General features: G+C 66.7%; 12 protein-coding genes. 8 read left to right on the top strand and 4 right to left on the bottom strand.

From position 1 onward, the window contains the following. The 5 genes from HZZ13_RS35275 to HZZ13_RS37720 all read left to right on the top strand — a co-directional run. A partial coding sequence (locus tag HZZ13_RS35275) for a tetratricopeptide repeat protein (protein ID WP_246504687.1) occupies positions 1-725 on the top strand: 725 nt, incomplete at its 5' end. 145 nt (positions 726-870) lie between these two features. Beyond that, complete coding sequence (locus HZZ13_RS35280; protein WP_197964035.1) at positions 871-1,542, top strand: OmpA family protein; 672 nt, start codon at positions 871-873, stop codon at positions 1,540-1,542. Between the two features lie 158 nt (positions 1,543-1,700). After that, positions 1,701-2,630 (top strand): RND family efflux transporter, encoded by a 930-nt coding sequence (locus tag HZZ13_RS35285; RefSeq protein ID WP_197964036.1) that lies wholly within the window; start codon positions 1,701-1,703, stop codon positions 2,628-2,630. Then, positions 2,630-5,776 carry an efflux RND transporter permease subunit gene (locus HZZ13_RS35290; protein WP_197964037.1) on the top strand — a complete coding sequence of 1,049 codons (3,147 nt, stop codon included), beginning with the start codon at positions 2,630-2,632 and terminating at the stop codon, positions 5,774-5,776. Before HZZ13_RS35285 ends, HZZ13_RS35290 begins: the two co-directional genes overlap by 1 nt. 87 nt (positions 5,777-5,863) lie before the next feature. After that, positions 5,864-6,100 (top strand): DUF4926 domain-containing protein, encoded by a 237-nt coding sequence (locus HZZ13_RS37720; RefSeq protein ID WP_197964038.1) that lies wholly within the window; start codon positions 5,864-5,866, stop codon positions 6,098-6,100. Between the two features lie 4 nt (positions 6,101-6,104). Here the strand turns inward: HZZ13_RS37720 and HZZ13_RS35300 are convergent, their stop codons facing one another. Then, positions 6,105-6,779, bottom strand: coding sequence for a Crp/Fnr family transcriptional regulator (locus HZZ13_RS35300; protein WP_197964039.1), 675 nt, complete (start codon positions 6,777-6,779; stop codon positions 6,105-6,107). Positions 6,780-7,015: 236 nt separating this feature from the next. Here HZZ13_RS35300 and HZZ13_RS35305 point away from each other — a divergent pair, with 236 nt between their 5' ends. The 3 genes from HZZ13_RS35305 to HZZ13_RS35315 all read left to right on the top strand — a co-directional run bounded on the left by HZZ13_RS35305 (position 7,016) and on the right by HZZ13_RS35315 (position 12,805). Next, complete coding sequence (locus HZZ13_RS35305; protein ID WP_197964040.1) at positions 7,016-9,079, top strand: AsmA family protein; 2,064 nt, start codon at positions 7,016-7,018, stop codon at positions 9,077-9,079. 192 nt (positions 9,080-9,271) lie between these two features. Continuing rightward, a complete protein-coding gene (locus HZZ13_RS35310) occupies positions 9,272-11,719 on the top strand; it encodes an adenylate/guanylate cyclase domain-containing protein (RefSeq protein ID WP_197964041.1) in 2,448 nt (815 codons plus the stop codon). Between the two features lie 219 nt (positions 11,720-11,938). Beyond that, complete coding sequence (locus HZZ13_RS35315) at positions 11,939-12,805, top strand: hypothetical protein (protein ID WP_197964042.1); 867 nt, start codon at positions 11,939-11,941, stop codon at positions 12,803-12,805. 48 nt (positions 12,806-12,853) lie between these two features. Here the strand turns inward: HZZ13_RS35315 and HZZ13_RS35320 are convergent, their stop codons facing one another. From HZZ13_RS35320 to HZZ13_RS35330, 3 genes are all read right to left on the bottom strand, one after another. After that, a complete protein-coding gene (locus HZZ13_RS35320; RefSeq protein ID WP_197964043.1) occupies positions 12,854-13,258 on the bottom strand; it encodes a PIN domain-containing protein in 405 nt (134 codons plus the stop codon). Beyond that, positions 13,255-13,491: an AbrB/MazE/SpoVT family DNA-binding domain-containing protein gene (locus tag HZZ13_RS35325; protein ID WP_197964044.1), complete on the bottom strand. Its 237-nt coding sequence runs from the start codon at positions 13,489-13,491 to the stop codon at positions 13,255-13,257. Before HZZ13_RS35325 ends, HZZ13_RS35320 begins: the two co-directional genes overlap by 4 nt. Positions 13,492-13,570: 79 nt before the next feature. Then, on the bottom strand, positions 13,571-14,863 hold the full coding sequence (locus HZZ13_RS35330) for a Spy/CpxP family protein refolding chaperone (protein WP_197964065.1): 1,293 nt from the start codon (positions 14,861-14,863) through the stop codon (positions 13,571-13,573). Positions 14,864-14,975: the final 112 nt, after the last annotated feature.

A 14,975-nucleotide genomic window follows, 5' to 3' on the forward strand; every position in this document is an offset into this window, starting at 1 on the left:
TGCCGGAGCCGCCGAAGCCGGCCGAGAGCGCAGCGGCCCCCGCTCCCGCGGCTCCGGCACCTGCGGCTCCAGTTGCAGTGCCGGCACCGGCACCGGCGCCTGCTCCCACGCCGCGGCCGCAGATCGAGGCCGCCCTGCCCCCGCCGCCACCGCCGGCACCGCCGGTGAAGCCGGTTGATCCCGCTCCCGCGCCGAGCACGGACGGCGGGCCGAGCGCGGCCGCCCTGGCTGACGATCCCACGATCAAGAGCCTGAGCGCCAAGATCGCCGCCAATCCTGACGACGTGAACGCGCTGTACCGCCGCGGCCAGGTCTATGCCAGCAAGGGCGCCTACACCCTCGCCATCAAGGATTTTGACGACACCCTCCGGATCAATGCGAAGGATGTCGAGGCCCTCAACAACCGCTGCTGGACCCGCACCGTGGTCGGCGACCTCCAGGGCGCGCTGAAGGATTGCAACGAGGCGCTGCGGCTGCGGCCGAACTTCGTCGACGCACTGGACAGCCGCGGGCTGGTCAATCTCAAGTCGGGCGCGGTGAAGAATGCGATCGCCGATTTCGACGCGGCCCTGAAGATCAACCCGCGCCTCACCTCCTCGCTCTACGGACGCGGCCTCGCCAAGCAACGCAACGGCTCGGCCCAGGAGGGGGCGCTGGACATCGCCAATGCCAAGGCGATGGATCCGAACATCGTTCAGGAATTCGCAAGCTACGGAGTGCGTTAGTATTTTTTTGAGTTGGGCCGGTCCAAGGCTCGAACCTTGAACAGCCCTGAGAAGACCAATGGGCGGATGCCGCAACAGGCCTTTTCGAGGGCGTGTTGCTTGAATTTTGAGAGCACGCGAGCTGGCTGCGCAGGAGGGACTGGCTATGAGATCGGCTGCAAAAGGGCTTACCGCGATTCTGTCCATCATCACCGTCGGCGTCGCGCTGTCACTGCCGACCTCGGCCGCCTATGCGGGCGATGACGGCAACAGCAAGAACGTCACCGAGGACGAGATCGTCCGCGCGCTGGCGCCGGCGCCGAAGAAGCCCCTGACCCGCGGCCTCTCGATCGGTCCGCAGACCGAATCCGCGCCGAACGCCGCGGAGACCAAGCTGCTGCAGTCGGTGCGCGGCCGCTCGACGCGCTCGCTGTCCTCGACCGAGCGCGAGGAAATCGCCTCGGTCGCCAAGGACAAGCCGAACATCGATCTCGAGATCACGTTCGACTACAACTCCGCCAATATCAGCGCCAAGTCGCTGCCGTCGGTGCAGGCGCTCGGCCGCGCCTTGACCAGTCCGGACCTGAAGGGCTCGACCTTCGTGGTCGCCGGCCACACCGACGCCGCCGGCGGCGAAGCCTACAATCAGGACCTCTCGGAGCGTCGCGCGGATTCGATCAAGCGCTACCTGGTCGAGAAGTACAGCATCTCCGCGACCGATCTCGTCACCGTCGGCTACGGCAAGAGCAAGCTCAAGGACCCGAACCAGCCGCTGGCGGAGGTCAACCGGCGCGTGCAGGTCGTCAACATGGAAAACAAGACCACCGCATCGAAGTGAGCACGACGTATCCTTTGCCAGTGACAAGTCGTGATGTGGTGTAAGGTCTCGTTTCCAAAGCGCGTCCCGCAGCCTTGCGGGACGCCGCTTCGTTTCAGAACAGCGCTCCGTTTGGGCCTCGCGCGGATGGCCGTGAGCCAGGTCAGGATGATCCGGCGATGAATTTGACTGACTATCTCAAGCCGGCCGGAACCGTATTGTTCGTCGTCGCGCTCGGCATCGGCTATTATCTGTTCGAGCATCGCAAGCGTCCCGAGCCGAAGGAGACGCAAAGCGAGGCGCTCGTCATCGTGACGAAGTCGACCAATGCCTGCTTCTCCGATCTGGTGCGGGTGACCGGCTTCTTCGTACCGCGCCGCGAGGCAGTGGTGGTTGCCGACCAGGAAGGCTCCAGGGTCACCGATCTCCTGGTCACTGAGGGCACGATCGTCACGGACAACCAGGAGCTGGCGCGCCTCACTGCGCCGCCGCAGATTCCGGGCCAGCCGCAGCGGCCCGGCCCGCAAGGCCCGATCTCGCTGAAAGCCCCCGCGCCGGGCCTCGTCACCGAGGTCCGCACCATCGTCGGCGCGCCGGCCTCGCCGCAGGCCGGTCCGATGTTCCGCATCGCGGTCAACAACGAGATCGAGCTCGACGCCCAGGTCCCGGCGGTGCACATGTCCAAGCTCACCTCCGGCGCCACCGTGCGGATCAGCCGCGACGACGCGCCCGATCTGATCGGGCGGGTCCGGCTGGTTGCACCCGAGATCGACCGCACCACGCAGCTCGGGCGGGTCCGCATCAGCGTCGCCAACAATCCTTCGCTCAAGGTCGGCGTGTTCGCGCGCGCCTCGATCGACGCCAAGCGAAGCTGCGGCGTCTCGATCCCGAAGACCGCGATCGATCACCTCATGGTGCAGGTCGTCAAAGGCAATGTCGTCGAGACACGCAAGGTGCGGGTCGGATTGTCGTCCGACAGCGCGACGGAAATCCTGGAAGGGCTCGAGGTCGGCGAAATCGTCGTGGCCGACGCCGGCTCTTCGCTCCATGACGGCGACCAGATCAAGACCATGTTCGCCGATGAACTCGATCGCACGCGGGTACGCTGATGGCTCTCAATATCTCGGCATGGTCGATCCGTCATCCGCTCCCGTCGGTCGTCTTCTCGATCATCCTGCTGGTGCTGGGCTGGGTGTCCTTCACGAAGCTCGCGATCACACGGCTGCCCTCGGCCGACATCCCCGTGATCTCGGTGGCGGTGTCGCAGTTCGGCGCAGCGCCGGCCGAACTCGAATCCCAGGTCACCAAGACGGTTGAAGACGCGGTCTCCGGCGTCGAGGGCGTGCGCCACATCACCTCGTCGATCACCGACGGCCTGTCGGTCACCACGATCCAGTTCGCGCTCGAGACCAACACCGATCGCGCGCTCAACGACGTCAAGGACGCGGTGACGCGCGTGCGCTCCAACCTGCCGCAGAACGTCACCGAGCCGCTGATCCAGCGCGTCGACGTCATCGGCCTGCCGATCGTGACCTATGCTGCGATCTCGCCCGGCAAGACGCCGGAACAGCTCTCCTATTTCGTGGACGACGTGGTCAAGCGCGCGCTGCAGGGCGTGCGCGGCGTCGCCCAGGTCGAACGCATCGGCGGCGTCGAGCGCGAGATCCTGGTCTCGCTCGATCCCGATCGCCTGCAGGCGATGGGCCTGACCGCCGTCAATGTCAGCCAGAGCCTGCGCGGCACCAATGTCGACGTCGCCGGCGGCCGCGCCGAGATCGGCAAGAACGACCAGGCGATCCGCACGCTCGCCGGCGCCAAGACGCTTGCCGATCTCGCCGGCACCATGATCCCGCTGTTCGGCGGCGGCGAGGTCCGGCTCGACGATCTCGGCACCGTCACCGACACCATCGCCGACCGCCGCACCTTCGCCCGCTTCAACGGCGAGCCGGTGGTCGCGCTCGGCATCAAGCGCTCCAAGGGCGCCAGCGACGTCAAGGTGGCCGAGGCCGTGCAGAAGCGCATCGACGCGCTGAAGGCCGCCTATCCCGATGTCGACCTGAAGCTGATCGACACCTCGGTGGAATACACCAAGGGCAATTACCACGCGGCGATCTCCACCCTGTTCGAAGGCGCGATCCTCGCCGTCGTGATCGTGCTCTTGTTCCTGCGCGACCTGCGCGCCACCATCATCGCTGCGATCTCGCTGCCGCTGTCGATCTTCCCGGCGTTCTGGGCGATGGACCTGCTCGGCTTCTCGCTGAACCTCGTCAGCTTCCTCGCCATCACGCTCTCAACCGGCATTCTCGTCGACGACGCCATCGTCGAGATCGAGAACATCGTCCGGCACATGAACATGGGCAAGTCGCCCTACCGGGCCGCGCTCGAGGCCGCCGACGAGATCGGCCTCGCCGTCATCGCGATCTCGCTGACCATCATCGCCATCTTCGCGCCCGCGAGCTTCATGTCGGGCATTGCCGGACAGTTCTTCAAGCAGTTCGGCATCACCGTCTCGGTGCAGGTGTTCTTCTCGCTGCTCGCCGCGCGCTTCGTCACGCCGGTGCTGGCCGCCTATTTCCTCAAGCACAGTACGCACGAGGAGCCGCCGCCCGGCCGCATCCTGCGCTCCTATCACGGCATCGTGGCCTGGTCGGTGCGGCACTATTTCATCACAGTGCTGATCGGCCTCGGCATCTTCGCGGCCTCGATCTGGAGCATCACGCTGCTGCCGCAGGGCTTCCTGCCGGCCCAGGACAGCGCCCGCTCGCTGCTCGCGCTCGAGCTGCCGCCAGGCACCCAACTCGCCTACACCGAAAAGGTCACCGAGGACATCGTCGCGCGCCTGCGCAAGCGGCCCGAGGTGAAGAGCATCTTCGTTGATGGCGGCCGCGTCCCGCCGGGCACCCAGGAGGTGCGCCGCGCCGCCCTGATCATCAACTACACGCCCAAGGACAGCCGCGACATCACCCAGCGCGAGCTCGAATTCTCCATCAGCCAGGAGCTGGAGAACGTTCCCGATATCCGCTTCTGGTTCCTGGACGAGAACGGCCTGCGCGCGATCTCGCTGGTGGTCACCGGCGTCGACCCCAACATCGTCAACAACGTCGCGAGCGAGCTTGCGACGCAGATGAAGCGCATTCCCACCATTGCCAACGTCATCTCCGAAACTGCGCTGGAGCGCCCCGAACTGCGCATTGAGCCGCGCGCCGATCTCGCCGCACGGCTCGGCGTCTCCACCGAAAGCCTGTCGCAGACCATCCGTGTCGCCACCATCGGCGACGTCGGACCGGCGCTCGCCAAGTTCGACGTCGGCGACCGCCTGGTGCCGATCCGCGTGCAGCTCGAGGACGCCGCACGCGGCAATCTGAAGACGCTGGAGCAGCTCCGCGTGCCGCTCGGCGAGCACGGGGAAAAGGGCGGCGTGCCGCTTTCGGTCATCGCCGACGTCAAGCTCGACCAGGGGCCGACCAGCATCAACCGCTACGATCGCGAACGGCAGGCGACCGTTGCCGCCGATCTCGTCGGCTCGGCCGCGCTCGGCGACGCCACCAAGAAGATCTACGACCTGCCCGTCATGAAGACCCTGCCGAAGGGCGTTAAGGTTTCGCCCTCGGGCGATGCCGAAAGCCTGAACGAATTGTCGGAGGGCTTTGCGACCGCCATCACGGCGGGGCTGATGATGGTCTACGCGGTGCTGGTGCTGCTGTTCGGCACCTTCCTGCAGCCGATCACGATCCTGTTCTCGCTGCCGCTCTCGATCGGCGGCGCGATCGCGGCCCTGCTCGTCACCGGCAAGCAGCTCACCACGCCGGTGTGGATCGGCATCCTGATGCTGATGGGCATCGTCACCAAGAACGCGATCATGCTGGTGGAATTCGCGATCGAATCGATTCACGCCGGCAAGCCGCGCGAAGAGGCCATGATCGACGCCGGCATGAAACGCGCCCGCCCGATCGTGATGACCACGATCGCGATGGCCGCCGGCATGATGCCGAGCGCGCTCGCCGTCGGCGCCGGCGGCGAATTCCGCTCGCCGATGGCGCTCGCGGTGATCGGCGGCCTGATCTTCTCCACCATCCTGTCGCTGGTGTTCGTGCCCGCGATGTTCATGGTGATGGACGATGTCGGCGCCCTGATCTGGCGCTTCGCCAAGCGGCTGATCGTGCACAGCGAGGACGTGGAAACGGACCATCACGGGACTGCGCCGGCGGAAGCCAGACCGGCGCCGGCGAGCGTCGCGCGGCCCGCTGCGGAGTAGGGTCCAAGCGGCCGACGGACGAGATCAGGTTGCGATGATTCGGGCCGGCGACGGCCGGCCGACCTTCGTCACCTGTTGGGTGCTATGATGAGCGCAGCGAACAAGAAGGAAGATAGAACACCGCGAGCATTGGACGTTGTTGCATTATTGGCAAATCTTCCAGAGCACCGTTTGGCGCGGGGAAACGTCGGAACGATTGTCGAAGAACTCGACGAGGAGACCGTGCTCGTCGAGTTCAGCGACGACGACGGACGACCATACGCCGTCGCACCGTGTTTACGATCAGACCTGCTACCTTTGCACTACGTGCCAGAAGCAGCCTAGCCGCCTACTCATTCCGCGCGATCGCGGTCAGCTTGGTCATGTTCCGCAGCAGGATCCGGCCGCGCTGGAGATCGAGGATCGCTTCCTTGCGCCAGGCCTGGAGCTGGCGGTTGACGCTTTCGCGGGCGGCGCCGACGAAGACGCCGAGCTGCTCCTGCGAGATGTGGACCTCGGAGCCGAAATCGGCGGCGAGCGCGCAGAGCCGCCGCGCCAGCCGCACCGGCAGCGGCTGCAGCATGGACTCTTCCATCCGTTCGCTCTGCCAGCGGATGCGTTGGCACAAGAGGGCGATGATCTTGATCGCGACCTTGGGCTCGCGCTCGAGGAAGCCGAGGAAGTCTTCGCGCCGCAGCACGAACAATTCGCTGGCTTCGCCCGCGGTCGCATCCGCCGTGCGGTTCTGGCCGTCCAGGACCGCGACCTCGCCGAACAGGTCGCCCGGCCCCATGAAGTTCAGCGTCAGCCGGCTGCCATCGGCGGCGCCGGTCTCGATGCGGACCTGGCCGCGGCGCACGCCGAACAGCGCGTCGCCGGGATCGCCCTTCTGGAACAGCACCTCGCCGCTGGCCAGGTGCTGGGTGTGGCAGAGATTGGACAGCCGCTGCAGCTCGTCGGCGCCGAGATCGGCGAACATCGGGTTCATCTTCAGGATGACCGCAAATTCGGCCTGCTTGCTCATGTCAATGTCCCTGTGAACGTCCTGGTCATCGTTTTGGCAAATCGCTTGAAACCATCAACTTCAAAGATCGCGTAAAACCGCGCCGGAGAAGTGTGTCATAAGTCACATAACTTTGCAGCACCCCCTGACTATTTTTACGCGCTTGGAGCCGCTTCCCGTCCGGGGATAAACTCCGGGCGCAAAGGACGGGCGATCGGCCGGGTTCGACGCGGATTGTCCGTCGCTGGAAAGTCGACATGAGAGCATTGAAATTCGCCGGCGGGGTTTTGGCCGCCGTCATCGTCGTGATCGCACTTCTGCTCGTGGTCGGGGTCCCCTCGGGCTTCCTGACCTCGACAATCGCCTCGCGGCTCGAGAGTGCGACCGGCTATCGGCTGTCGATCGACGGCAGCACCAAGATCAGCCTGTGGCCGGCGCTGAACGTCACGCTGAACGACCTCACGCTGGCCGACCCCCGGGATCGCAGCGGCATCACGCGCCTGACGATCGACCGCGTGCAGGCCGACATGTCGCTCGCCAGCGTGTGGTCCGGCACGCCCGAGATCAGCGAGCTCGTCGTCACCCATCCCGTGCTCTACCAGCCGCTGCTGCGCGAACGCCTGCCGAATGCAGCCGCGCCTTCGAAGGCGCTCGCGCTCGACAGCAAGGGCGCCACCATCGACCGCATCAGGATCACCGACGGCGAAGTGGCATTCTCGCGCCTGCGCGACCGTGTCGAGGGCCGCATCGGCGCCATCAACGCCGACGCGACCATGGACCGCGACCGCAAGGTGAATATCACCGGCACCGCGCGCGTCGGCGATCATCCGACCAAGTTCGACATCAAGGCGGCCGCACCGGCCGAACGGTCCCCGGTCCCGGTGGATTTCGCCGTCGACATGCCCAGCGTGCTGAAATCCCAGCTCACCGGCCACGCCGAGATGCGGCTGAGCGGCAACGTCGTGATGATCAACGGCGTGAACGGCAGGCTCGGCGACGGCGCCTTCAACGGCTGGGCTTCGGTCGACATCGCGAGCAAGCCGCTGGTCAAGGTCGATCTCGACTTCCAGCGGCTCGCCATGCCGCTGGCGAAATCGCCGGATGGCGTGTCCGGGCAGCCCTGGAGCAACGCGCCGATCGACGTCTCCGGGCTCAACTATGTCGATGCGCAGGTGCGGATCTCCGCGAACGAGGCCGTGATCGGCGATGCGCGCATCGCGCCGCTGGCGCTCGACGCCAAGCTCGCCGGCGGCGTGCTGAAGGCCGGCACGGCCAATCTCGGCGCCTATGACGGCCAGGTCTCGGGCGAGGTGATCCTGGACGCGACCACCGGGGCGCCGAGCTTTGCCATGCATTCCGACCTCGTCGGCGTGCGCGCGCTGCCGCTGCTCCAGAGCCTTGCCGAATTCGACCGCATCGACGGCAAGCTGCAGGCCAAGCTCGCCTTGCGCAGCGCCGGCAACAGCCAGCGCGCGCTGATGGCGAACATGCAGGGCACGGCCTTCGTCAATTTCCAGGACGGCGCCATCCGCGGCATCAATGTCGCGCAGATGATCCGCTCGCTGACGACGAGCACGCTCTCCGGCTGGCAAGGAAATCAGGACCGAAACCAGGACCCGAGCCAGGAGCAGAGCACGGATCTGTCGCAGCTCTCGGCCTCCTTCCGCATCGACAAGGGCCAGGCGGTGACGACCGACCTCAACCTGATCGGGCCGCTGGTGCGCGTCACCGGCGCCGGCACCATCGCGCTCGACACCAAGATGATGGGTTTTCGCGTCGAGCCCAAGCTCGTGATGACGACCGAAGGCCAGGGCCGCGCTAGCGAGCCGGTCGGCTTCGGCATCCCCGTGATGATCCAGGGCTCCTGGTCGCAGCCGCGGATCTACCCGGACATGGCCGGCATGCTGGACAATCCGGACGCCGCCTATGCCAAGCTGCGCGAGATGGGCAAGGGCCTGTTCGGCCCTGACGGCGCCGGGCTCGGCAACATCCTCGGCAGCCTCGGGCTAGGTGGCACCGCTGCGCCGGGCGGCGGCAATGCCACCGGCAATGCCAATCCGCAAGGCCAGCAACCGGGGCAGAACAATCTGCTCGGGGGCCCGCTCGGGGAGGCGATCGGCAACCTGATTCAGCAGGGTCTCTCCAGCGGCGCGGGGAGCGGCACTGGCACTGGCACCGCGCGCAGCCGCAGCCTGCCGGCAACGCCCACGACGCCGGCGCCGCAGGCCTCCCCTGCGGCTCCCGCCCTGGAGAACCCGCCGGCCGCGCAGCAGGACAGTCAGCCAATGAACGACGTGCTGCGGCAGCTCTTCAACCGATAGCTCCCTCCTTCGACTGGATCGGGCTGCGACCCATCGCTGCCGGTCCGCCTGCCCAGGAGACCACAGGGGTAACCACGCCGGCTGGTCCGCCGGCTGCATGACGGCCCTTCGGTCCAAATTGTGCTAGAACGGCTTGGAAGGGCCTGTACGGCCCAAAGCGCGCAGCGTCAGCGGCGGCGCCAGAGGATCGGGATGGCAGGAGCGAACGACAAGACACGATCTCTGCGCGAGGGCCTGTTCGCCAAATACGTCGTCTCCCTCGTCGGCCTCGTCGTGTTCGTCCTCGCCGTCAACGGGGCGATGGAGACGTGGATCTCCTACCGCGCCACACGGACACAGCTGACCGACGGCCTGGAGGACAAGGCGCAAGCCGCCGCCCGGCGCATCGAGCAGGCGATTTCCGAGCTCGACCGCCAGATCAGCTGGGTGACGCGGGCGAGCCAGGATACGCTGGAGAAGCGCCGTGCCGACTACGCCTCGCTGCTGCACCAGGTCTCGGTCGTCAACCAGCTGTTCCAGCTCAACGGCGACGGCCGCGAGGTGCTGCGCGTCTCCAGGCAATCGACCACGACCGGCGGCAATGCCGACCTCTCGCGCGACATGCGCTTTACCGACGCCGTCGCCCGCGGCGTCACCTACGCGCCGGCCTGGTTCGCCGACGGCACGCCGTTGATGTCGATCTCGGTGGCGCATTCCGGCTTCAATGCCGGCGTCACCGTGGCCGAGATCGATCTCAGCTTCCTCTCCGACTACCTGTCCGACGCCCAGGTCGGCAAGGCCGCCTTCGCCTATGTCGTCGATCCGCGCGGCCGGGTGCTGGCGACGTCGTCGAAGGGGCCCGAGATCGGCACGGACCTTTCCAAGCTGCCGCAGGTTGCGGCCGCGATTGCGCCCGGCCACGAAGCCGACACCTCGGGCACCGACTTCAACGGCCATGCGGTGATGAGCGCCGCGAGCCTCGTGCCGAAGCTCGGCTGGAGCGTGCTGTTCGAGCAGCCGACCGCGCAGGCCCTGACGCCGATCCGCGACCAGCTGGTGCGCATCGCGCTTCTGATCGGCATGGGCCTGATGGTCGCGATCCTCGCCGGCACGCTGCTCGCCCGCCGCATGATCATCCCGATCACGGCGCTGCGCGACGGCGCCTATCGGCTCGGCGAAGGCGATTTCAGCCACCGCATCGACGTGCACACCTCCGACGAGCTGGAGGACCTCGCCGGACAGTTCAACCGCATGGCCGACCAGATCCAGGAGACCTATTCGAACCTGGAGAGCAAGGTCGAGGAGCGCACCCGCGATCTCGCGCAATCGATTCACGAGCTCAAGGTGCTGGAGGAGGTCGGCCGCGCGGTGGCCTCCTCGCTCGATCTCAACGCCGTGCTTGCAACGATTGCGGCCCGCGCGATCGAGATCACCCGTGCCGACGCGGTACTGATCTACGGCTTCGACGCCGAGGCGCGCCGCTTCAAGCTGGTCGAGGCCAACGGCATCGACAAATCCGCCGAGGGCGCGCATGTCACCATCGCGCAAGGCGGCAACATCCTGAGCGATGCCGCCGACAGCGGCGAGCCGATCGCGCTGGCCGAGCTCGGCGATGCCGCCGAGCAGCCGCTGCGCGAGGCCGCGCTCGCGGCCGGCTTCAGCTCGGTGCTGGTGGTGCCGCTGATCGACCAGCAGGGCACGCTGGGCTCGCTGGTGGTGCTGCGCCGCGCCGCCGGCGCGTTCGCGCCCAGCATCATCGGCCTGATGCGCACCTTCGCCAACCAGGCCGTGCTGGCGATGCGCAATGCGCAGCTGTTCACCGAGGTCGACCACAAGAGCCACGCGCTGGAGGCGGCGAACACGACCGTGCGCGCGCAAGCCGACAAGCTCCGCGAGCAGACCGAGCAGCTCAGGGACTGGAACAAGTCGCTGGAGGAGCGCGTCCGGACCCAGCTCGGCGAGATCGAGCGCATCCGCAAGCTCGAGCGTTTCCTGGCGCCGCAGGTGGCGCAGCTGATCGCCTCCTCCGACAGCCCGGAAGGGTTGCTGACCAGCCAGCGCCGCGAGGTCACAGTCGTGTTCTGCGACCTGCGCGGCTTCACTGCGTTCACGGAAGCGACCGAGCCGGAAGAGGCGATGAACGTGCTGCGCGAATATCACGCCGCGCTCGGCCAGCTGATCTTCAAGTACGAGGGCACGCTCGACAAATATGCTGGCGACGGCGTGATGATCCTGTTCAACGCGCCGATCCAGTTCGAGGACCATACCAGGCGCGCGGTGAAGATGGCGGTGGAGATGCGCGACACCATCGGCCCGTTGACCGAGCGCTGGCGCAACCGCGGGCACAGCCTCGGGTTCGGCATCGGCATCGCGCTCGGCTATGCCACGCTCGGCCAGGTCGGCTTCGAGCAGCGGCTGGAATATGCCGCGATCGGCAGCGTCACCAACCTCGCCTCCCGCCTCTGCAGCGAGGCCAAGCCCAACCAGATCGTGGTCAGCCGCCGCGTCTACGGCATGGTCGAGCCCTGGGTCGAGGCCCGCGCGCTCGACGATCTCCAGCTCAAGGGCTTCAATCACCCCGTGCTGGCGATGGAAATCCTGAGCTGGCGCGAGGCGGTGGAGACCATGGTGGACGCGGCTGCGGTGCGGCGACGGGGGTAGCCAAACCAAAAGTTGCGAAAACAACCCCATGCACAGTAGGCGGGGGCAACGGAATCAATGACTTACGCGTGCATCGGATGACTGCCGGCGCTGTTTGATTGGTCGGGCAAAACACCGGCAGATTGGCAGGCATGCCCCGACGCCTTTCGCGAACCACATCGCCTCTCCCAACGACCAACCATCGCCTCAACGGCGAGATGGATTTCTGGGAGACGACCGGTGACGCTTGCGCTGCCTTCGCGTGCCTATGATTTGCAGATGCTGGACCGGCCGGTCGACCGGGCGCGCGACCAGGGCTGGGTGTTTGGGCTGCCGCCGGGCATTGCATCCGAGCAATGGCCGCTCGATCCCGTGACCGGCTATCCCTTGATGCACGGCTTTACGCTTAAGCTGCCTGAGGATTATCGGGTGCATGGCGCGGACATCGTCGCGGTGTCGTTCTTCGCCACGGCGCCCGATCACAATGACGGCGGCGCGCCCGACGATCCTGAAGTCCGCGAGGCGGTGCTGGCGCGACCATCGCATCCGCGCCTGTCGCGCATGACCGATATTCTCGACTACGCCTATGCCGCACTGCTGCTGACGCAGGCCGAATATGACGGCGCGTTCGCGACGCCGCCGGCGCCGCTTGCGCTGGCAACAGCGGAGCGGCCGCGCTGGCTCGACGTCGGCGGCGCCAGCGCCTTCTTCGAGGCCGCGCCGGCTTACGCGAAGAAGATGTTCGCGGCCCCGCCGCCCGCCGACCTCGGCGAAACGCGCGCCATCGCGCTGTCGCCGCGCGCTGATGATCCCAACGCCGGCAAGGGCCCGCAGGACGAGTACGTGCGCGAAAATCCGCCGACCGGCTATCAGCCATATTACTACTATGTCGGCGGCAAGCCCGGCCGCGACAATTTCCGCCTGCACGACTGGGCCAAAGATCACGCCCACAACCATCTCGGCGGCACCATGCGGCCCTGCCAGGCCGTGCCGGAAATGAGCCCGTTCTACATCGAGTTCGAGGAATATTTCGGCGGCTACAATTTCGGCGGCGGCAACGCGCAGCTCGACTTCAAGGATATGAAGTTCGACTGGGCGTGCGGGTGAGAGCACAGAAACCGCGCGAGAGTCCGGACCTTCCGATGATACGAGCGTTCACGGCGTCATGCCGAGAAACGGATTGACGATGGCGAGCCCGCCGATGCTGCGGCCGTGCTGGAGGTCTTCGCTATAGAGCGTATCGCAGCCGGCTTCGATCGCCGCAGCAACGATCAGCGCGTCATAGTAGGAGAAGCCGTGATCCCGTGCGAGCGCAAGCGCCGCGCGGGTGGTCGCGGCCGTCAGCGGCAGAGCGGGATCGAGCGCGGCGTCGATGTCGTCGAGAACGAGCTCGATGTCGCGCCAACTTCGATTGTCCTTCTTGCGCAGCACATTGATCAGCTCGTTCAGAACCTGCACGCTGATCGTACCGCCCCGGGCGATGAGATCGCGCGAGATGGTCGCCTTGGGGCCGGATTGCTGGGCGTAGACCAGGATGTTGGTATCGATGAAGGCAATCACCGCTCGTTCGCCTCGTCGCGATCGAACTTCCAGCCGGCGGGCAAGGCCGGCCAGTTGCGCGCCTCCATGTTCTCGATCGCGCGCCGACGCCGCTCCTCCTTGGTCTCGATTTCGATCGTGCCTTTGCGAGCGGCCACGACATCGATTTCGTCGCCCTCCTTGAGGCCGAGTTCATCAACTAGCGCTTTGGGCAGGCGGATGGCGAGGCTATTTCCCCATTTCGAGACCTGCATGGTATTCTCCAAGATATACATTTAATAATGTATATCTTAGCGTGGATATCATTCCGCTTCAAGCTCGCCCGGTGGACCCTCACACCCCCCGCTTCGGCCCGATCGCCTCGAAACCGGCCTTCTGCTCGTCGCTCAGATCGGCCTGGAAATCGTCGAGCGCGTCGGCCACGCTGTTCACTGCTTCCAGCAGGGTCTGGAGCCGCGTCTTCACGGCGGCGAGGCGGGCCTGCGGGGTTGCGGCGGGCTCGGTCGGGCAGGCGCTGAGCGTCTGCATGGTGCGGAGCGCGGTATCCTGCAGCACCTCGAGGCGGGCGCGGGCGACCTCGTCGAGGTGGAGCGTGGCCGCGATCTCGGCGGCGGGCCATTGCTGCTGGACGAGCTGCTGGTATTGGCGCTGCGCGTTCTCGTCGGAAAGCGGATCGTAGTCCGCCTGGCAGGCCTTGGCCGCCTGTGCGTCCTTGCCCGCGTTCTTGTCGGCGTTCTTGTCAGCATTCTTGGACTGGTAGGACGCCAGGGCGGCGCGACGCTCAGTGGCGAGGGCGTTGAGCCGGGCTTTCCGGTCGTCATTGAGCAGGCCGACGAATTTCGACAGCGGCGCTTCGATTGTATCGATGGCCTTGATCATGGCCTCGACGCGCTCGCGCATCAGGCCGAGCCGCTCCGCCGCATTCGCAGGCGTCTGCGCCGGGCAGGCGGCGCGGATGGTGTCGCGCGCGGCAAGCCAGGCGGATGAGAGCTCGTCGAGCGCGGTGCGCTGGGCTTCGTTCGGGGCGACGGCGCGCGCGATGCGGTCGACCGGTAGGCCACCGGTGTCGCTGGCCTCGCACAGCGTCTCTGCGGCCGGGATTTTTCGCGCGCGACGGCCTGATGGCACGGTGTAGGCGGCAAGCTCGGTGGCGGCATAGGGCGTGAAGAGCGCGGCATAGAGGTCGCCATAGCCGTAGAGCGAGAGGCTGGTGGCGTCGCCGAAGACGATCGCATTGGTGAGATCGTCATGGGCGAACGGCCAGAACACCGGGCCGACCCAGCCGTAGCTGCCGTCGGGATGACGCCACCAGCCCTGCGGGCGGCGGCCGCCTTGCCAGCCCGCCAGCGCCGCTTGCGCCGTGAGGGCCGCGCGCAACACGTAAGGGTTCGACAGCTGGTCGCGGTCGGCCCCGCGCGGGTCCTGCGACCTCAGCGCAGCGGAGCGGTAGCGGCCACCGCGCACGGCCATGCGGGAATGGCGCAGGCGCGACAGGCCCATCATGTGGCCGACGGCGAAACGCGCAACCCCGAGCGGACCGCCGCGCAAGCCGAACTGCGCCTGCGCCCTGTCAGGCAGCAGCACGGCCGCGAGCAGCAGGGTCGCACCGGCGAGCGCCAGCGCCATGCGTTCCGGCACGATCGCTGACCTAAAGACGGGCTTGATCACGTCTTGGCCCTCCCTCCCGCGCCAAGGTGCGCAATGCGTCGCATCACGATGACGCACGAGGGAACCGAAT

This window comes from Bradyrhizobium agreste, from assembly GCF_016031625.1.
GTDB classification, from domain to species: Bacteria; Pseudomonadota; Alphaproteobacteria; order Rhizobiales; family Xanthobacteraceae; genus Bradyrhizobium; species Bradyrhizobium agreste.

Coding starts and splice junctions, on each gene's coding strand:
- HZZ13_RS35330 (WP_197964065.1), bottom strand. CDS start 14,863: ATGGCGCTGGCGCTCGCCGGTGCGACCCTGCTGCTCGCGGCCGTGCTG.
- HZZ13_RS35310 (WP_197964041.1), top strand. CDS start 9,272: ATGGCAGGAGCGAACGACAAGACACGATCTCTGCGCGAGGGCCTGTTC.
- HZZ13_RS35305 (WP_197964040.1), top strand. CDS start 7,016: ATGAGAGCATTGAAATTCGCCGGCGGGGTTTTGGCCGCCGTCATCGTC.
- HZZ13_RS35285 (WP_197964036.1), top strand. CDS start 1,701: ATGAATTTGACTGACTATCTCAAGCCGGCCGGAACCGTATTGTTCGTC.
- HZZ13_RS37720 (WP_197964038.1), top strand. CDS start 5,864: ATGAGCGCAGCGAACAAGAAGGAAGATAGAACACCGCGAGCATTGGAC.
- HZZ13_RS35300 (WP_197964039.1), bottom strand. CDS start 6,779: ATGAGCAAGCAGGCCGAATTTGCGGTCATCCTGAAGATGAACCCGATG.
- HZZ13_RS35290 (WP_197964037.1), top strand. CDS start 2,630: ATGGCTCTCAATATCTCGGCATGGTCGATCCGTCATCCGCTCCCGTCG.
- HZZ13_RS35280 (WP_197964035.1), top strand. CDS start 871: ATGAGATCGGCTGCAAAAGGGCTTACCGCGATTCTGTCCATCATCACC.
- HZZ13_RS35325 (WP_197964044.1), bottom strand. CDS start 13,491: ATGCAGGTCTCGAAATGGGGAAATAGCCTCGCCATCCGCCTGCCCAAA.